This is a genomic window from Cellulomonas marina (assembly GCF_900111925.1).
In the GTDB taxonomy this organism is placed as follows: Bacteria; Actinomycetota; Actinomycetes; order Actinomycetales; family Cellulomonadaceae; genus Cellulomonas; species Cellulomonas marina.
This window is the reverse complement of sequence record NZ_FOKA01000005.1, coordinates 87,672-105,735: the sequence shown is the minus strand read 5'-3', so window position 1 is coordinate 105,735 and position 18,064 is coordinate 87,672. Positions and strand designations below refer to the sequence as shown.

17 protein-coding genes and 1 pseudogene are annotated in these 18,064 nt (G+C 74.7%); 2 read left to right on the top strand and 16 right to left on the bottom strand.

What is annotated here, in order from left to right:
- The 6 genes from ccsB to BM048_RS06985 form a co-directional block, all read right to left on the bottom strand.
- The gene (ccsB, locus tag BM048_RS07010; RefSeq protein WP_090031802.1) at nucleotides 1–1,071 is read right to left on the bottom strand and encodes a c-type cytochrome biogenesis protein CcsB; all 1,071 of its coding nucleotides are present in this window, start codon (nucleotides 1,069–1,071) and stop codon (nucleotides 1–3) included.
- Nucleotides 1,068–3,095 carry a cytochrome c biogenesis protein ResB gene (resB, locus tag BM048_RS07005; protein WP_090031800.1) on the bottom strand — a complete coding sequence of 676 codons (2,028 nt, stop codon included), beginning with the start codon at nucleotides 3,093–3,095 and terminating at the stop codon, nucleotides 1,068–1,070. Before resB ends, ccsB begins: the two co-directional genes overlap by 4 nt.
- Entirely contained in the window at nucleotides 3,095–4,081 is a 987-nt protein-coding gene (locus BM048_RS07000; RefSeq protein WP_090031798.1) for a cytochrome c biogenesis CcdA family protein, read from the bottom strand. The genes resB and BM048_RS07000 overlap by 1 nt, the downstream gene beginning before the upstream one ends.
- On the bottom strand, nucleotides 4,078–4,680 hold the full coding sequence (locus BM048_RS06995) for a TlpA family protein disulfide reductase (RefSeq protein WP_239078968.1): 603 nt from the start codon (nucleotides 4,678–4,680) through the stop codon (nucleotides 4,078–4,080). The genes BM048_RS07000 and BM048_RS06995 overlap by 4 nt, the downstream gene beginning before the upstream one ends.
- Nucleotides 4,681–4,808: 128 nt before the next feature.
- Entirely contained in the window at nucleotides 4,809–5,465 is a 657-nt protein-coding gene (locus BM048_RS06990) for a histidine phosphatase family protein (protein WP_090031795.1), read from the bottom strand.
- A gap of 124 nt (nucleotides 5,466–5,589) precedes the next feature.
- Entirely contained in the window at nucleotides 5,590–6,096 is a 507-nt protein-coding gene (locus tag BM048_RS06985; RefSeq protein ID WP_090032098.1) for a MarR family winged helix-turn-helix transcriptional regulator, read from the bottom strand.
- A 226-nt stretch (nucleotides 6,097–6,322) separates the two neighbouring features.
- On the opposite strand from BM048_RS06985, the gene BM048_RS06980 reads away from it, so the two are divergent.
- Nucleotides 6,323–6,889, top strand: coding sequence for a YceI family protein (locus BM048_RS06980; protein ID WP_090031793.1), 567 nt, complete (start codon nucleotides 6,323–6,325; stop codon nucleotides 6,887–6,889).
- A 123-nt stretch (nucleotides 6,890–7,012) separates the two neighbouring features.
- On the opposite strand, the gene BM048_RS06975 is transcribed toward BM048_RS06980, so the two are convergent.
- Nucleotides 7,013–7,330, bottom strand: a complete 318-nt coding sequence (locus BM048_RS06975) for a glutaredoxin family protein (RefSeq protein ID WP_308439542.1) — start codon at nucleotides 7,328–7,330, stop codon at nucleotides 7,013–7,015.
- A 40-nt stretch (nucleotides 7,331–7,370) separates the two neighbouring features.
- Here BM048_RS06975 and BM048_RS06970 point away from each other — a divergent pair, with 40 nt between their 5' ends.
- Complete coding sequence (locus BM048_RS06970) at nucleotides 7,371–8,228, top strand: HAD family hydrolase (RefSeq protein WP_090031791.1); 858 nt, start codon at nucleotides 7,371–7,373, stop codon at nucleotides 8,226–8,228.
- A gap of 37 nt (nucleotides 8,229–8,265) precedes the next feature.
- Here the strand turns inward: BM048_RS06970 and BM048_RS06965 are convergent, their stop codons facing one another.
- From BM048_RS06965 to BM048_RS06925, 9 genes and pseudogenes are all read right to left on the bottom strand, one after another.
- On the bottom strand, nucleotides 8,266–9,579 hold the full coding sequence (locus tag BM048_RS06965) for a glycoside hydrolase family 27 protein (RefSeq protein ID WP_239078967.1): 1,314 nt from the start codon (nucleotides 9,577–9,579) through the stop codon (nucleotides 8,266–8,268).
- 85 nt (nucleotides 9,580–9,664) lie between these two features.
- The gene (arfA, locus tag BM048_RS06960; protein WP_090031789.1) at nucleotides 9,665–11,173 is read right to left on the bottom strand and encodes an arabinosylfuranosidase ArfA; all 1,509 of its coding nucleotides are present in this window, start codon (nucleotides 11,171–11,173) and stop codon (nucleotides 9,665–9,667) included.
- Between the two features lie 67 nt (nucleotides 11,174–11,240).
- On the bottom strand, nucleotides 11,241–12,164 hold the full coding sequence (locus tag BM048_RS06955) for a carbohydrate ABC transporter permease (RefSeq protein WP_090031788.1): 924 nt from the start codon (nucleotides 12,162–12,164) through the stop codon (nucleotides 11,241–11,243).
- Nucleotides 12,164–13,108 carry a carbohydrate ABC transporter permease gene (locus tag BM048_RS06950; protein WP_090031786.1) on the bottom strand — a complete coding sequence of 315 codons (945 nt, stop codon included), beginning with the start codon at nucleotides 13,106–13,108 and terminating at the stop codon, nucleotides 12,164–12,166. The genes BM048_RS06955 and BM048_RS06950 overlap by 1 nt, the downstream gene beginning before the upstream one ends.
- A gap of 135 nt (nucleotides 13,109–13,243) precedes the next feature.
- Entirely contained in the window at nucleotides 13,244–14,623 is a 1,380-nt protein-coding gene (locus BM048_RS06945; RefSeq protein WP_239079057.1) for an ABC transporter substrate-binding protein, read from the bottom strand.
- Between the two features lie 202 nt (nucleotides 14,624–14,825).
- Nucleotides 14,826–15,833, bottom strand: coding sequence for a LacI family DNA-binding transcriptional regulator (locus BM048_RS06940; protein ID WP_090031785.1), 1,008 nt, complete (start codon nucleotides 15,831–15,833; stop codon nucleotides 14,826–14,828).
- Nucleotides 15,834–16,054: 221 nt separating this feature from the next.
- The gene (locus tag BM048_RS06935; protein ID WP_003792170.1) at nucleotides 16,055–16,153 is read right to left on the bottom strand and encodes a 30S ribosomal protein bS22; all 99 of its coding nucleotides are present in this window, start codon (nucleotides 16,151–16,153) and stop codon (nucleotides 16,055–16,057) included.
- Between the two features lie 143 nt (nucleotides 16,154–16,296).
- Nucleotides 16,297–16,530, bottom strand: a pseudogene (locus BM048_RS18705) (helix-turn-helix domain-containing protein); the annotation flags it as partial.
- Between the two features lie 275 nt (nucleotides 16,531–16,805).
- A complete protein-coding gene (locus BM048_RS06925; RefSeq protein ID WP_090031781.1) occupies nucleotides 16,806–18,014 on the bottom strand; it encodes an acetoin utilization protein AcuC in 1,209 nt (402 codons plus the stop codon).
- Nucleotides 18,015–18,064 lie beyond the last annotated feature (50 nt).

Below are 18,064 nucleotides of genomic sequence, written 5' to 3'. Positions count from 1 at the left end.
TCAGAGCCCCGAGTACGAGTGCTTGCCGGTGACGAACAGGTTCACGACGGTGAAGTTCGCCAGGACGACGGCGTACCCGACGAGCACGAAGAACGCCGCCCGGCGGCCCGTCCAGCCGCGCGTCGTGCGCGCGTGCAGGTAGGCCGCGTACACGACCCAGGCCACGAAGGTGCCGACCTCCTTGGGGTCCCAGCCCCAGTACCGGCCCCACGCGTGCTCGGCCCAGATGGCCCCGCCGATGAGCGTGAACGTCCACAGCACGAAGCCGACCGCGTTCAGCCGGAACGACAGCGCCTCGAGCCGCGTGGCCGACGGCACCTGGCGCAGCCAGGCGAACCGCGGACCGGTGACGCGCCAGTCGTGCAGGGCGCGACGCGCACCGCTCGTGGCCCCGGGGGCCGCCACGTGCGACCGCCCCTGCTCGCGCCCGTCCACGAGGAGCTGCAGCACGGCCGCCCCGAAGCCGACGGTGAACACCCCGGTCGCCGCGATGGCGACGCCGACGTGGATGACGAGCCAGTAGCTCTGCAGCGCGGGCTGCACCGCGTCCGCCTGGACGAAGAAGACGAGCAGGCCCAGCGCGAGCGCCAGGACGGCGATGCCCATGACGAGCACGCCGAGGAACGCCACGGTCCGGCGGAACTGCACCACCGCCAGCACCAGGACGGCGACGAAGGTCCCGACGAGCGTGAACTCGTACATGTTGGCCGTCGGCCAGCGCCCGGACGCGACCCCGCGCAGGACGATGCCGCCGAGCAGGAAGGCCAGGCCGAGCCAGGTCGTCGAGCGCGCGATGCCCTCCGCACGGACGGACCGGCCCATCGCGGGACCGTCGTCCTCGGCGCGGCCGAGCCCACCCCCGGACCCGGCGTCCCCCTCGAGGGTGATGGTCCCGAGGCCCGTGCCGACGGCGACGTGCGCGCGTGCCTGCGCCGACGGGCGCGCGGTGCGGGCGGCGCGCGTGGCGGCGTCGGCGATGCGCGCGAGGTCCACCGTCCACGCCACCAGGGCGATGGTGAAGACCGTCGTCGCGCCCCACACCAGCAGGGTGCTCAGGTCGCCGGTGCTCATGGCTGTCCTCCGGGGGTACGGGTGCTGGTGCTGCTGCTGGTGGCGCTGCTGCTGGTGGCGCTGCCGGCGCCGGTCTCCTCGGGGCCCGTCGCGCCGGCGCCCGTCGTGCCGGCGCCCGTCGCGCCGGCGCCGACCGTGCCGGCGCCGACCGGGGTCGGGCTGCGCGGCGGTCCGGCGTCACCGCCGGGGGGCGGGCCGAGCGCGGCCCGCAGCAGCGCGCCGACCTGCCCGACGAGCGCCGTGTCGTCGCCGCGCGCGAGGCCGGCGGCGAGGACGAGCGTACGCCCGGGCTCGTCGTCGTCCGCGGGTCCCGCCCGCAGCCACAGGCGGCGGCGAGGGGCGAAGAGCGAGACCGCCAGGCCCGCGAACGCGAGCAGCGAGAACACGAGGACGGGCGCGAGGGCGGGATCGTAGCGCAGGTCGAGGGCGACGAAGCGCGGCAGCGCACCGAACGTCACCGTGCCCCGGCCGTCCGGCAGGTCCACCGTCTGGCCCGGCTGCACGTACAGCGTCACGGGACGGCCCTCGGCGTCGACGGCCTGGGTCATGGCCGTCGTGTCGAGCTCGTAGACGTTCTGCGGCACGCCGTCGTCCAGCCCCAGGTCCCCGGTCCACACACTGAGCACGAGCATCGGGTCGCGCGGCTGGGGGTCGACCGACCGCACGAGCCCCTCGCCCAGCCGCTCGACCGTCGGCAGGAGGAACCCGTTGAGGCCGATCTGCTCCTGGCCGGGGCCGACGTCGGGCACCTTGACGACGCCGCGGGAGGTGTAGACCTCGTCCTGCGGGAGGAAGGGCACGGTGCCCGAGAAGGCGACGCGGCCGGTGGCGTCCCGGACCGTCACCTCCGGCGCGTAGCCGTTGCCCTGCAGGTAGACCTTCGCACCGGCCACGTCCAGCGGGTGGTTGACGCGGATCGTCCGCTCGGTGGGCTCGCCGCCGGGCTCGGTCACCGTGACGTCGGCGGCGAAGGACCGGGACTGCAGGGTGTCGGCGTCGAAGGAGGAGCGGAAGTCGTCGAGCCGCAGCGTGAAGGGCACGAGCGACTCCGCCCGGAAGGCGGCGCCCTGCTGCCACGTGTCGTAGTTCGTCACGGCGTTGGCGAACCCGCGCCCCTGCACCACCAGCTCCTGCCCGCGGTAGTGCAGCAGCTGCCCGGTCGCGACCGACACGAGCAGCCCGACGAGCGCGAGGTGGAACAGCAGGTTGCCCGTCTCGCGCAGGTAGCCGCGCTCGGCGGAGACCGACCAGGTGCCGGCCCCCTCGTCGTGCACGTCCACCCGGTGACGCGGGACGGGTGGGAGCCAGGCCCAGCCGCGTCGCAGGTCCGCGGCGGCCCGCTCGACGACCGCGCGCGCGTCCTCGTCCGTGCGAGCCCGGCCGCGCGCGGGGAACCGCTCGAAGCGGCGCGGGGTGCGGGGCGGACGGCCCCGCACGCCCCGCAGGTGCACCGCGGTGCGCGGCAGGATGCAGCCGACCAGCGACACCATGAGCAGCAGGTAGATCGCCGAGAACCAGACGGAGGAGTAGACGTCGAAGAAGCCGAGGCGGTCCAGCCACGGGCCCGCGGTCGGGTGGTCCGTCAGGTACGTCGCCACGCGGTCCGGGTCCTGCGCGTTCTGCGGGAACACGGTCCCGGGCACGGCGGCGACCGCCAGCAGCATGAGGAGCAGCAGCGCCACGCGCATGCTCGTCAGCTGCCGCCAGCCCCAGCGCAACCAGCCCCGCACGCCGAGGGCGACGGGTGCGGGGCGCGCGGGACCGTCCGGCGAGGCGGCGGGCCCGCCGCCCGAGGAGCCGCTGCCGGCCGACCCGCCGGCGCCGTCGCCCGCCCCCGTGGCGCCCGGTCCGGCGGCGGACGTGGCGCCGGCCGCCGGTCCGTCGTCGCCGGCAGGGACGACGAACGCGTCGTCGAGCCCCTCCGGGCGGTAGGGCGCCCGGGTGCTCGACCCGGCGCTCGAACCGGTGCTCGACCCGGTGCGCACCCCGGCGCCCGGCCCGGTGCGCGTGCCGCGGCCGGCCATCACACCACCGGCCGGAAGGTGTCGGCGCCGGTGAGCAGGTACTGCAGCCACGTCGCCCACTGCGTCCACAGCCCGGTGACGAGGGCCAGGCCCAGCACGACGAGCAGCACGCCCCCGGCGCGCTGCAGCGCGCGGCGGTGCCGGCCGAGCCACGCCAGGACGCGCGCGCTCCCGCCGAGCCCGAGGGCGACGAGCACGAACGGCAGCCCGAGGCCCAGGCAGAACGCCACCGCGAGGAGCGCGCCACGCCCGGCCGAGCCCTCGGTGTAGCCGAGCGTGAGGATCGCGGCGAGCGTGGGGCCGATGCAGGGCACCCAGCCGATGCCGAAGGCCAGGCCCAGCAGCGGCGCGCCCCACAGCCCGGCGCGCGGGGCCACGTGCCACCGCCGCTCCCGCTGCGCGGCCGGCACGAAGCCGACGAACACCAGGCCCATGAGCACGACGAGCACGCCGAGCACCCGCGTGACGACGTCCGACTCGCGCGCGAGGAGGGCGCCGACGGATCCCGCCGCGGTGCCGTAGGCGACGAAGACCGCGGTGAAGCCGAGCACGAACAGCACGACGCCGAGCACGACGTCGCGACGGGGGCGGACGGCACCCGCGGCCCTCGTCGTCGTGGGGGCCGGCACCACCACGGTGCTCGCGGCCACCGTGCGCGTGGCACCGCCGGCGGTGCCGGAGCCGGCGCCGGTGCCCGCACCGGTGCCCGTGCCCGTGCCCGTGCCCAGCAGCCCCGTCGCGTCCGCGAGCGCACGCCCGCCCAGGCTCGGCCCGGCGGGCGCACGTCCCGCCGTCGCCCCGGCCATGCCCCCCACGTACGCCAGGTACCCGGGGACGAGCGGCAGGACGCACGGCGACGCGAACGACACGAGCCCGGCCAGCACCGCGACGGGCAGCGCGAGCAGCAGCGAGCCCGACACGACGGCCCGGCCGAAGGCGTCGCCGACGTCGGCCACGAGGGGCGCCGCCGCGAGCAGCGAGGTCACGACGCGGCCCCCTCGCCCTCGGTGAGCAGGTCGTCGACGACGCTGCGCAGCGTGCTGCCGTCGGCCAGGCCGAGGACCCGGGCGGCGACGCGCCCCTCGGCGTCCAGGACGACCGTCGTCGGGACCGCGTTGACCGGGACGGTGCCCTGCAGCGCGGCGATCGCGGAGCCCTCGGTGTCGGCGATGCTCGGGTACGGGACCGCGAACGTCTCCTGGAACGCCTCGGCGGCACCGGCGGCGTCGGTGCTGTTGATGCCGAGCACGTGCACGCCGCGGTCGGCGTAGTCGGTGGCCAGCGCCACGAGGTCCGGCGCCTCCGCCCGGCAGGGCGGGCAGGCGGCGTACCAGGTGTTGAGCACGACGACGTCCCCGCGCCAGGCGCCGACGTCCTGCGTCGCGCCGGCGTAGTCCGTGCCCGCGAGCTCCACCGGGCCCGGCCGCTCGTCGGCGGCCCAGACGGTGACGGAGCCGTCGCCGGACACGTAGCCCTGGTCCGCGACCTCCTCCTGCCCACCGGTCCCGCCACCGGTGCCCGACCCCGCGGCCTCGTCGGGCGAACAGCCGGCCAGCACGACGAGCGCGACCGCGAGCCCCAGCACGGGCGCGAGGGCCCGCCGGGACCGTGCGCCCGACCGTGCGCCCGACCGTGCGCCCGACCGTGCGCCCGACCGTGCGCCCGACCGTGCGCCCGAACCTGCACCCGACGACGTGGCGATGCGTGCCGACCTCATGCGCCGCTCACGGTGGCCGCGCCGGGCAGCAGGGACGCCGCCGGCTCGCTGTACCGGATGCCGACGAGCACGTCGTCCTCGAACCGGAACGAGGTGAGGGAAGCCAGGGAGCACTGCCGGCGCCGGGGGTCGTGCCAGAGCCGGCGACCCTCGGCCGCGCACCGGGCCATCCAGACGGGCAGCTGGTGGCTGACGAGCACCGCCTCGTGCCCGCGGGCACGCACGCGTGCGCTGTCGACGGCCGACAGCATGCGGTCCGCCTGCTCGCGGTACGGCTCGCCCCACGAGGGACGGAAGGGGTTGACCAGGTGCGGCCAGTGCTCGGGGTGCCGCAGCGAGCCGTCGCCGACGCCGAAGGTGCGGCCCTGGAAGTGGTTCTCCGCCTCGATGAGCCGCACGTCCGTGGCGACCTCGAGGTCGAACGCCTCCGCGAGCGGCGCCGCGGTCTGCTGCGCGCGCTCCAGCGGGGACGCGACGACGAGCGTGACGTCGTGCCGGGGCTCGTCGCCCGAGCCGGCCAGGTGGTCGGCGACCATCCGGGCCATGGCCTCGCCGCGGGCGGAGAGGCGGTAGCCGGGGAGCCGCCCGTACAGGACGCCGGCGGGGTTGTGCACCTCGCCGTGCCGCAGCAGGTGCACGGTGGTGGGGACCATGGCCCCAGTCTCACAGACCGACCTGGGTGCCCGGCGTCCCCGGCCAGGGCCGCCTCAGGGGGTCCGCGTCACTCCTGCGTCACCGACCCGCCGCTCCCGAGGAAGCCCCGGGCCCGCTCCCGGCTCACTCCCCCGTCAGCACCGCCGACGGGCAGCCCACGCCGTCCAGCCCCGCGTTGACCGCCCGCATGGCGTCCCCGAGCGCGGTGAGCTGCTCCGGCGTCAGGACGTCGACGAGGTGCCGGCGCACCGAGCGCACGTGCCCCGGTGCCGCGGCGACGAGCCGCTGCCAGCCCGCCTCCGTCAGGACGGCCTCGACGCCGCGCGCGTCCGACGCGCAGGCCCGCCGCTCCACCATCCCCGCGTCCTCCATGCGCCGGACCGTGTGCGTGAGCCGGCTGCGCGAGTGCGCCAGGCCGGCGGCCAGCTCCGACATGCGCAGCTGCCGCCCCGGGGCCTCCGACAGCCGCACGAGCAGCTCGTACTCGTGCAACGACAGCCCCGACTCCGCCTCGAGCTCGTGCCCGAGGGCGCCCATGAGGCGTGCGCTGGCGTCGCGGAACGCGCGCCAGTCACCCTGCTGGCCCTCGGAGAGCCACTGGACGTCCGTCGCGGTGGTGGTGCTGGTCATGGCGTTGCTCCCGGTCCGGTCCTGCCTGCCGTCCCGCAGCACGTGCGCGACCCGTGGGGTGACGCGTACTTGCGGGAACAAGATCACTGTAGTAGAACTTTAAACCATCAGCCGGTTGAGAGTTCAACGACCTGGTCCAGCACGGGGCCGGGCGAGGGGCGATCGACCAGCGGTCAGCACCGCCCACCCCCCGGCCACCTCGCCGGTCCCGCCCCAGGAGGACGCCATGAGCACCACGACCCCCACCGCCCTGCCCGCCGGCCTCGTCACCGGCACCTACGCCGTCGACCCGACGCACACGGAGGCCGGCTTCACCGTCCGTCACGCCGGCATCTCCAAGGTCCGCGGGAAGGTCGCCGTCACCGAGGGCACCGTCGTCGTGGGCGAGGACCTGTCCTCCTCGTCCGTCACGGTGACGCTCGACCCGGCGTCGGTCAGCACGGGTGACGCCAACCGCGACGGCCACCTCAAGTCCGCCGACTTCTTCGAGGTCGAGACCTACCCGACGTGGACCTTCACCTCCACGGCGGTCCGCCCCGCCGGTGGCGCCTACGTGATCGAGGGCGACCTGACGATCCACGGCGTCACGCAGCGCGTCGAGCTCGAGACGGAGTTCAACGGCGTCGCGACCGACCCGTTCGGCAACGCCCGCGCCGGCTTCGAGGCCAACGTCACCATCTCGCGCAAGGACTTCGGCCTGACCTGGAACGCGGCGCTGGAGGCCGGCGGCGTCCTCGTCTCGGACAAGGTCGTCATCACCATCGACGCGTCGGTCATCCAGCAGCAGGGCTGACCCGTCGGGCCGGCGGGCCGACGCCGCGCAGGCCTCACGACCACCACGGCCGGGTGCCGGGACCACGCGTCCCGGCACCCGGCCGTCGTCGCCGGCGCGGACGTCGACCGGTCCCGGGCGCCGTCAGGCCCGCGGCGGCACCAGCGCGCGCCGCAGCCGGTCCGCGTCGATCCGCCAGTACCCCTGCCGGACGCCGTCGACCTCGACGACGGGGACGAGCTCACCCAGCTCGGCGACGAGGTCGCGCCCGTCCGGCGCCGCCGCCGGGTCGTCGACGTCGACCTCCCGCCACCGCTCCCCCGTCGCCGCGCAGACCTCACGCACCACGTCCCGGGCCGCCGCGCACAGGTGGCAGCCGGCCCGCCCGTAGAGCACGACCCGAGGCACCCCGTCCTCGCGCCCGCCCTCGCGCCCGTCCACGCGCCCGTCCTGCCCGTCCACGCGCCCAGGGTAGGACGGGTGCCGTGGCTAGAGTGGCCGCGTGCCCCAGGACGACGAGGTCGCCCCCGACCGGGGACCTCGCGCCGTCGCGGAGGTCGCCGCGGCGGTCGCCGAGCCGGTCCCGCCGGCCCGGGTCGGCGCCTTCTTCGACGTGGACAACACGATCATCCGCGGCGCCAGCGCCTTCCACCTCGCGGTGGGTCTGTACCGTCGCGGGTTCTTCCGCCAGCGCGACCTCTGGCGCTTCGGCTACCAGCAGGCCCGGTACCTCGCGTTCGGCGAGGACAAGGACCAGATCGACCAGCTGCGCCAGCGCGCGCTGTCGATCATGCGCGGGCACAGCGTCGCGGAGGTCGTCGCCATCGCGGAGGACGTGTACGACGAGGTGCTCTCCCTGCGCATCTACGAGGGCACGCAGCGCCTGCTCGACGAGCACCTCGCCGCCGGCCACCAGGTCTGGCTCGTCACCGCCACGCCCATCGAGATCGGGGCGCTCATCGCCCGGCGGCTCGGCGTGACCGGTGCCCTGGGGACCGTGGCCGAGCACGAGGACGGCTTCTACACCGGCCGGCTCGTCGGGGACCTGCTGCACGGGCAGGCCAAGGCCGAGGCCGTCCGCGCGCTGGCCGAGCGCGAGGGTCTGGACCTGGCGGCCTCCCACGCCTACGGCGACTCGGCCAACGACGAGGCCATCCTGCGGTCCGTCGGCAACCCCTGCGCCATCAACCCCGACGGCCGGCTGCGCCGCCACGCCGCCGAGGTGGGCTGGCCGGTGCGCGAGTTCCGCGGGCGCCGGCGCACCGCCCGGCGTCGCGGCACGCTGGTCGCCGCCGGCGCCGGCGCGGTGTGGGCCACCTCGCTGACCGTCCGCGCGGTGCGGCGGACCCTGCAGGGCTGACCCGGCCGACCCGGCTGACCCGGCCGGCGGCCCGGCGTCAGGCCGGGTCGAGGGCGAACCAGCGCACCCCGTGCGGCGGCACCTCGGCGACGAGCTCGTCGCCCAGGGGCACCGGCCCCGCGGGGTCCCAGAGGTCGGTGGCGCCCCAGGGGCGCCCGACGTCGGCGGTCCCCACCACCGAGGCGACGGCCACGGCGCACGTGCGCGCCGCCTCGCCGGTCCACACGAGCGCGGCGTACCGGCGCTCGCCCCCCGCGGCGCGCGCTCCCCACACGACGAGCTCTCCGGCGTCGGGCCCGGTGCCGAGCGGCTCGCGGACCAGCTCGGCACCGTCCGTGCTGCCGCGCAGCACCTCCCCGATCGCGGGGGTGGCGAGCAGGTCCAGGGTGGCCGGGTCCGTGCTGGGCAGGTCGCCGCCGACCATGAGCGGCGAGCGTGCCATGGTCCAGACCGTCAGGAGCGTGCGCTGCTCGTGCGGGGTCAGCCGGCTGTCCCGGGGCTCGCCGCGCTCGGCCCGCAGCCCGATCCGGCCCAGCGGCAGCATGTCCGCGTCGGCCCAGCCGCCCGGCCGCTGGAAGGGCGCCCAGCGCGCCAGCCGCGCGAGCTGCGCGTGCACGTCCTCCCACCGGTCCCACAGGTCGTCGGAGATGCGCCACATGTGGGCGTTCGCCCGCAGGTGCTCCACGTGCCGCGTCGACACGTGCGTGCCGGGCGACAGCGACAGGACGATCGGGCGCCCGCTGCGCTCCACCGCCCGCGCGTAGGCCTCGATCTCGCGCGCGTGGTACGGCGCGAGCATGTCGTCGACCTTCAGCAGGTCCACGCCCCAGCCCGCGAGCTGGGCCACCTGGGCGTCGTACCAGGCCTGCGCCCCCGGGTGGTCGTGGTCGAGGCCGAGGTTGTCGGGGTTCCAGGGGCACACGTGGTCCGGGTCCGCGACGTCCCGCGCGGTCCACGACGTGCCGAGAACCGGCAGGTCGAGCTCGACCGCCCGCCGCGGGACACCCCGCATCACGTGCACGCCGAACCGCAGGCCGAGCGCGTGCACCGCGTCCGCGAGCGGCCCGAAGCCGCAGCCACCCGCCGCGGAGGGGAAGCGCCCCGGTGCCGGCAGCTGGCGGCCGTACGCGTCGAGCACCACGGGGGCGCCCTCGTTGTAGCCGTGCGCCCGCGCGGTCGGGTCGTACCAGGCGATGTCCACGACGACCGTGTCCCACCCGACCGGCAGCAGCCGCTCGGCCATGACCCGGGCGTTGGCGAGGACCTCGTCCTCCGTCACGGTCGTGCCGTAGCAGTCCCAGCTGTTCCAGCCCATGGGCGGCGTGGCCGCCACCCCGGTCGTGCCCGTCATCGGTCCCTCCCCCGGCGCCCCTCGTCGGACGCCCGCGCCCAGCCGAGGGGAAGCGCTGTCCACCGACGTCCGACGGGCGGAGGGCTCAGACCGCGAGCCGCAGGACCGACCAGGAGACCGGCGGCAGCGTGCCGCCGAGGCGCCCGTCGGCCACCGCGACCGAGGCGTTCGGGCGCGGGGCGACGCTGACGTCGTCGTCCGGGGAGGCGACCCACGTGTGGTCCGGGTTCGACAGCGTCGTGGCCTCGACGAGACGGAGCCCCGGCAGCGCGCGCAGGTCGACGTCGAGCCGGACGTCGCCGTCGGTGCTGCGGTTGACGACGAAGACCGTCAGGGCGCCGGCCGGCTCGTCCCAGGTGGCCACCGCGTCGAGCAGCGGGACGTCGCCGAAGCGCGCCGTCTCGTAGGTCGGGGCCTCGACCGCGACCTGGAGCACCTCGCCGACGGCGAGCTGCGACGCCTGGGCGAAGGGGTGGAACGTCGTCTGCCGCCACAGCCGTCCGCCGGGCTCGGTCATCATCGGCGCGATGACGTTCACGAGCTGGGCCAGCGACGCGGCGTGCACGCGGTCGGTGTTCCGGAGCAGGGAGATGAGGAGGTTCCCCACGACGACGGCGTCGGCCACGTTGTAGCGGTCCTCGAGCAGGACGGGCGCCACCGGCCAGTCGTGCCCCGTCGGCGGGCGGGACTCCGCGCGCTTCTGGTACCAGACGTTCCACTCGTCGAAGGAGATGTGGATCCGCTTGGCGAGCTTCTTGTGGGCACGCACGCCGTCGGCGGCCGCCGCGACGGAGGACACGAAGTGGTCCATGTCGACGGCGGAGGCCAGGAACGACCCCAGGTCGCCGTCCTCCTCGGCGTAGTACGCGTGGGCGGAGATGTAGTCCACGTGCTCGTACGTCTCGTCCAGGACGATGCGCTCCCACTCGCCGAACGTCGGCATGGCGCTGGAGGAGGAGCCGCACGCGACGAGCTCGAGGCCGGGGTCGACCATGCGCATGGCACGGGCCGTCTCGGCCGCCAGCCGCCCGTACTCGTGCGCCGTCTTGTGGCCGATCTGCCACGGGCCGTCCATCTCGTTGCCCAGGCACCACATGCGCACGTCGTAGGGCTGGGGCGCCCCGTTCGCCCGGCGCAGGTCGGACCAGTACGTGCCCGAGCGGACGTTGCAGTACTCGAGCAGGTCGAGCGCCTCCTGCACCCCGCGGGTGCCGAGGTTGACGGCCATCATGGGCTCCGTGCCGGACAGGGCCGTCCAGCGCATGAACTCGTCGACGCCGACGAGGTTCGGCTCCGTGGAGTGCCAGGCCAGGTCGAGGCGGGACGGCCGCTGGTCGCGCGGGCCGATCCCGTCCTCCCACCGGTAGCCGGAGACGAAGTTGCCGCCCGGGTAGCGGACGCTGGAGATGCCGAGCTCCTTCGTCAGCTCGACGACGTCCCCCCGGAACCCGTCGGCGTCGGCCGTCGGGTGGCCGGGGTCGTGGATGCCGGAGTAGACGCAGCGCCCGAGGTGCTCGACGAACGAGCCGAACGTGCGCCGGCGGACGGGACCGACGCGGAACGCGGGGTCGACGGTCAGGGACGCGGACAGCATGGGGACTCCCGGGGGGACGGTGACGCGGACGGGTGGGGCGAGGGGCGGGCCGTACGGGCCCGGGCGGTCACTTGACCGAGCCGTGCGACAGGCCGCCCTGCCAGTACCGCTGCAGCGCCAGGAAGGCGACGATCAGCGGGAGGATCGAGACGAAGGCCCCGGTGGTGATCAGGTTCCAGACCTGCTCGCCGCCGGCGCCGGCGTTGGACAGCGCCTGCCAGCCGTTGAGCCCGACGGTCACGGGCAGCAGGTCGGGGTCTTGCAGCATCGCCAGCGGCAGGAAGAAGTTGTTCCACGTGCCCACGACGGTCAGCAGCAGCACGGTCACGATGGCCGGCCGCAGCAGGGGCAGCGCCACCTGGAAGAACACGCGCAGCTCGCCGGCGCCGTCGACGCGGGCGGCGTCGAGCATCTCGTCGGGCACCGCGTCCTGCGTGTACACGCGCATGAGGTAGACGCCCAGCGGGGACAGCAGCGACGGGAGGATGACCGCCCAGACCGTGTTGACGAGGTCGAACTTCGACAGCAGCACGAACGTGGGGATCACGAGCGCGGTGAGGGGCACCATGACCGAGCCGAGCAGCAGGGCGAAGGCGAACGTCCGCCCGCGGAAGCGGTACTTGGCGAAGCCGTAGCCCGCGAGGATCGACAGGACGGTCGCCCCGATGCCGCCGGCGAAGGCGTAGAGGAACGAGTTGCCCAGCCAGCGCCAGTAGATGCCGCCGTTGTGCGTGCCGAGCCCGCGCAGGTTGTCCAGGAGGCTGAACTCGCTGTTGAACCACAGCGGACCGCCGTCGCCCACGAACAGCCCGGAGTTGGACTTGGTGGAGGCGACGAGCAGCCACCACAGCGGCAGCACGAAGTAGACGACGAGCAGCAGGAGGAACACGTGGGAGCCGATGCGGCGGCCGCCGCCCACCTCGCGGTCGGGGCGCAGCGCGCGAGGTGCCCGGCCGGTCTGGGCGGCGCGGTCGGCGAGGGTCGTGGCCATCACTTCAGTCCGCTCTGCTTGCGCGTGAGGTACAGGAACAGGTACGAGCCGATGAACACCACGACCCCGAGGGCGAAGGCGATCGTCGAGGCGTAGTTGAACTGGCTGTAGGAGAACGCCAGGGAGTAGGCGTACATGTTCGGCGTGTAGTCCACCGGGATGGCGCCCTGAGCGATGGACCGCAGCACCTGCGGCTCCGTGAAGAACTGCAGGGTCCCGATGAGCGAGAACACGACGACCATGACCATCGAGCTGGAGATCATGGGGACCTTGATGCGCAGCGCGATCTGCCGGCCCGTGGCCCCGTCGATGCGGGCGGCCTCGTAGATCGACGGGTCGACCGACCGCAGGGCCGCGTAGATGACGATCATGTAGTAGCCCGCCCACTGCCACGTGACGATGTTGACGAGGCTGCCGAACACCGTGCCGGGCGCCAGGAAGTTCGGCGCGTCCAGCCCGACGAGCCCGAAGAGGTCCGCGGCGGGTCCGAAGCGCGGGCTGTAGAGGAAACCCCACATGAGCGCGCCGATGACGGCCGGCACGGCGTAGGGCACGAAGATCATGAGCCGGCTGAACTTCGACAGCCGGGTGGTGAGGGTGTCGAGCACGAGGGCCGCGACGAGCGCCACGAGGATCTGCACGGGCACCATGACCGCCGCGAACCCGGCGACGCGGAGCAGACCGCGAAGGAAGATCTCGTCGGAGAAGGCCTTGACGTAGTTCTCGAGGCCGACGAAGCGCTCCCCCGTCGCCAGCGTCTTCAGCCGCAGGCTCATCCAGAACGCGTAGCCCAGGGGGGCGATGAGGAACGTCGCGAAGACGATCGCGAACGGCCCGACGAACAGCCAGCCCCAGCGCTGACGCCGGCTGTCGATCTCCGTCCGGCGCCGACGCGTGGCCCGGACGGGCGCCGGACGGACCGGCGCGGCGGTGGTCGTGGTCATGCAGGTCCTCCAGGGGTGTCCCGGCCGGCGGGGCGGCGCGTCGTCGCGCCGCCGCCCCGCCGGTCCGGGCGGACGGGTCCGTCAGGGTGGGGCCGGGGCCGCGGCCGGGACCGTGGTGGTCCCGGCCGCGCGGGCTCACTCGCTGACCGTGAAGCCCTGCTCCTTGCCGTAGGTGACGAGGGTCTCCTGCAGCGTGTCGAGCGCGTCGCCGGCGCTCGTGCCGTTCTCGACCATGTCGAACAGCACCGTCGTCTGCTGGTCGTAGGCGTAGTTCTGGAACGGGCTGAAGGTGAAGCCCTCGTAGCCGGCGGCGGCGTCGAGGAACACGTCCTTGTTGATCTGCTGCCCGCCGAAGAACGGGTACTCGAGGTCGCGGAAGTAGTCCGACTCGAGGATGGGCTTCCAGAGGGGGAACAGCGCGCCCTTCTCGATGCCGATCTTCCAGGCCTCCTCGGTCCCGAAGATCTCCTTGGCGACCGTGGCGGCGGCCTCGGGGATCTCGGACTGCGACGTCACCGCGAAGGTCGAGCCGCCCCAGTTGACCTGCACGGGGGAGGACGCGTCCCACTGCGGCAGCGGGGCCGCGCGCCAGACGGCGTCGGAGTCGGCGTCGGCCAGGCCGGACAGGTAGCCCGGGCCCCAGGCGGCCGCCAGGTAGGTGGCGTACGTGCCGTCGACGAGGTGGGTGTTGTAGTCGGTGGTGAACGCGTCCTCGGTGCCGACGACGCCGTCCTCGATGAGGCCGTCCCAGTACTCGAGCACCTTCTTGGCGCCCTCGTCGTTCGCCGTGATGCCGACCTCGGTCGGCTCCGCGTTGTCGTAGGTCCACGGCGCCGACCCGGCCTGGGCGAAGAGCGCCTGGTTGAAGGCGCGGCCGTTCGTCGGGAAGTCGGTGATGTAGCCCTCGAAGCCCGCGTCCTTCAGCGCCTGCGCCGCCGTGGCGAACTCGTCCCACGTCGTGGGCACGGCCACGCCGTACTGGTCGAAGATGTCCTGGCGGTAGAGCATGCCCATGGGACCGCCGTCGACCGGGATGCCGTAGACGGCGTCCCCGGAGGAGACGTCCTTCCAGGCACCGGCCGTGTAGTCGTCCTCCACCTCGTCCGCGCCGTACTGCGACAGGTCGACGAGGGCGTCGCGGATCGCGAAGCTCGAGATGACCTCGGACTCCAGCATGATGACGTCGGGCGCGCCGGAGCCCGCCTCGATCGCCGTCGAGAACTTGGTGTACTCGTCGTTGCCCTGGCCGGCGTTCGTCCAGCAGACCTGGACGTCGTCGTGCGTCTCGTTGAACAGGTCCACGACGTCCGCGAACGCCGGGTACCACGCCCACACCGTGACCTGCTGGGCGTCCGTCTTGGTGATGGTGTTCGTGCAGGACGCCTCCTCACCGCCGGCCGCGTCCGTGCTGCCGGCGCTGCCGCCGTCGCCCCCGCTGCCGCAGGCGGCCAGCAGGCTCATCGCCAGGAGCGCCGGCACGGCGACCCGTCCCCTCGTGCGCCGAGTGGTGCGCATGCGAATCCTCCTCGATCCGTCCGTCCCGGTCGGCGGCTGCGCCGACGGGCTGCTCAGACGTCGTCCGGGCCGGTGGTCGCCGACCGTCTCCAACGTTGTAGTACAACGATAGAGGAAACCGGGCAGAAGTCCAGCACCCAAATGGCTGGGACCGTCAGCCGTGACCGGATCGTGACCCGGCCGCCACCGAGGACCCCCGCCCTCAGCCGGGGTGGGGCGCCGACGACTCGCGCTCGACGACCGTGAAGTCGGCGACGACGCGGCGGAACGGTCCCGCCGCGGGCCCGTGCTCGATGCGCTGCGCCAGCAGGTCGACCGCGGTGCGCGCGATCTGCTCGCGGCCGGGGGCGATGGTGGACAGCGTCGGCGCGACGTAGGCCGACTCGTCGATGTCGTCGAACCCGATGACCGCCACGTCCTCCGGCACCCGGATGCGCCGCTCGTGCAGGACGTGCAGGACGCCGAGGGCGAGGGCGTCGTTCATGGCGAAGACCCCGTCGACCTCGACGCCCTCGTCGAGCAGCCGCCGCATCGCGTCGGCCCCCGTCGCGCGGTGCCAGAGACCGGCCTCGGCGACGAGCGCGGGGTCCGGCTCGAGGCCCGCCGCGCGCACGGCCCGCTCCCAGCCCTGCAGCCGCAGCGCGGCGGACCCCACGACCTCGCCGGAGTGGGCCCCGACGGCGGCGACGCGACGACGACCCCGCCCGAGCAGGTGCGCGGTGGCCGCCTCGGCCGCCTCGACGTTGGCCATCGTCACGTGGTCCGCCGAGGCGTCGAAGATGCGCTCCCCGAGCAGGACGACGGGGTGCGCGCCGAGCAGGGGCTCGAGGTCGTCGCGCAGGATGGCCAGCGGCGAGAACAGCAGGCCGTCCGTCATGGCGCGGCGGCTGCCGGCGAGCACCGCGAGCTCGCGCTCGCGCACGGCGCCCGTCTGCTCGATGAGGACGGTGAGGCCCACGCGCTCGGCGGCCTGGATCACCGAGTCGGCGAGCTCGGCGAAGTACGGCAGGCTCAGCTCGGGCACGGCGAGCCCGATCATCCCGGTCCGGCCCTGGCGGAGGTTCCGGGCCGTGAGGTTGACCTGGTAGCCGAGGGCCCCGATGGCGGTCTCCACGCGCTCGCGGGTCTCCGCGCGGATGTAGGGGTAGCCGTTGATGACGTTCGAGACGGTCTTGATGGACACGCCCGCCCGCTCGGCGACGTCGCTCATCGTCGCCCCGCCGGCTCGTCGTGCAGGCATCGCCACCCCCGTCCCCCGAGCGGCGCACGCGCGCCGCGCGCGACGGCACCGACGCGCACGGCGATGCTAGCGGGTCCGTTACATCGTTGTATGGACCCTCCCTGGCCCGTGGGACCGCGGCCTCGCCGCCACGGCGTCCGGCACCGGGAAGAAGACGACGGGCCCGGCCGGAGGCCGGGCCCGTCGCAGGCTCACTTCTTGTTGCGGCGCTGGTGGCGCGTCTTGCGCAGCAGCTTGCGGTGCTTCTTCTTGGCCATCCGCTTGCGGCGCTTCTTGATGACGGAGCCCATGGAACCTCACTCGAGTCCGGGGGGCGGCCGCGGTGCGACGATCCGCCCAGCTTGTCTGGCGTGGTGGTCTCTCGACGCGGTGCTGTCGGCGGAACTGGCACGTGCCCACGCCCGGGAAAGTCCGAGGGGCGAGACTACCACCTCTAGGAGGACAGGCGGCCCGCCGCGGTGCCGCCGTCGAGGCCCGCGTCGAGCCCGCCGTCGGCGCGCACCGACGTCGCCGGCGACGTGGCCAGGAACCGCTCGAGCGCGTCCTGGGGCACCCGGAACGAGCGCCCGACGCGGACGCCGGGCATGTCCCCGGCGTGCAGCAGGCGGTACACGGTCATCTTGGAGACGCGCATCGTCGCGGCGACCTCCTGGACGGTGAGGAAGCGGGTGCGGGGACCCGTCCCGGGAGCGGCCCCGTCGCCACCGAGGCCGGCGTCCGGCCCGGCGGTGCCCCTGTCGTCCATGGCGTCATCCTCGTCCCGGCCGGCGCTGCCGGCATCCCGCACACCCGCGGCCGGGGTACGGCGGACACAGTAGTGGGGCCGCGACCTCGGCGGGAAGGTGACGCGCCCCGCAGGCACCGCGCCCCCGGGCGCCTGCTGCCGGTCGGCGCACCGGACGGCGGACCGGTCGACGGACCGGTCGACGGACCGGTCGACGCTCAGTCCAGCTCGGGGTCGAGGCCCCAGGCGGGGAAGACCGCCGCCCGCGTGGCACGGACGGCCCGGTCGACGTCGTCGGCGGGGTCGTAGCCGCGCGACCACGGGACGGGGTCGGGGGTCGTCCCGTCGCCCATCCGCGCCGGGCCGGACCGCCCGAAGCGGTCCTCGACCATCGCCTGCCACGCCGCCGGCACCGGGGTGGCCGGGTCGACGGGCCGGTGCACCGCGACCCCGACGAGGTGCGCCCACACGCGCGGCACCGCGTCGATGACGGCGTACCCGCCGCCGCCCAGGGCCACCCACCGGCCGCCGCACAGGTCGTGGGCGAGGTCGTGGAGCCGCGTCGTGGCGGCGAGGAGACCCTCGACGCTCATGCGCAGGCTGGTCAGCGGGTCGAGGCGGTGCGCGTCGCAGCCGTGCTGGGTGACCAGCACCTGGGGGTCGAACTCGCGCAGGACGGCCGGCACGACGGCGTCGAACGCGCGCAGCCAGCCGGCGTCCCCCGTGCGCGAGGGCAGTGCGACGTTGACGGCTGTGCCGTCGGCGTGCGGGCCGCCGGTCTCGCGCGCGTGGCCCGTGCCGGGGAACAGCGCCTGGCCCGTCTCGTGGAGCGACACCGTGAGGACCCGCGGGTCGTCCCAGAACACCTCCTGGACGCCGTCACCGTGGTGGGCGTCGACGTCGACGTAGGCCACGCGTTCCGCGCCGAGCTCCAGCAACCGGCGGATGCCGACGGCCACGTCGTTGTACACGCAGAACCCCGACGCGCCGCCCGGCATGGCGTGGTGCAGGCCGCCCGTGACGTTGACGGCGTGGCTCGCCCGGCCCGTCCACACGGCCTCCGCCGACTCCACCGTCCCGGCCACGGCCCGCGCCGACGCCTCGTGCATCCCGGCGAACACCGGGGTGTCCTGGGTGCCGAGCCCGCGCAGGACGTCGGGGGTCCCGTCGGCGTCGGCGCGGTGGACCGCCGCGACGTAGGCCGCCTCGTGCACGGTCTCGAGCTGCGCGTCGCTGGCGCGGCCGGCCCCGACGAGCTCGACCCCGGGCCCGTCGAGCAGGCCCAGCTCGGCCGCGAGGCGGACCGTCAGCTCCAGCCGCTCCGACGTCATGGGGTGCCCGTGGCCGAAGTCGTAGCGGAGCATCTCCTCGGACCAGACGACCCGGACCGGCGGGCCGGGGTGCGCGTCGCCGCCGCCGTGCTGCATGGGCACACCGTGGCACCCGCGCACCGCCACCGTCCACCGGTCCCGCGCGC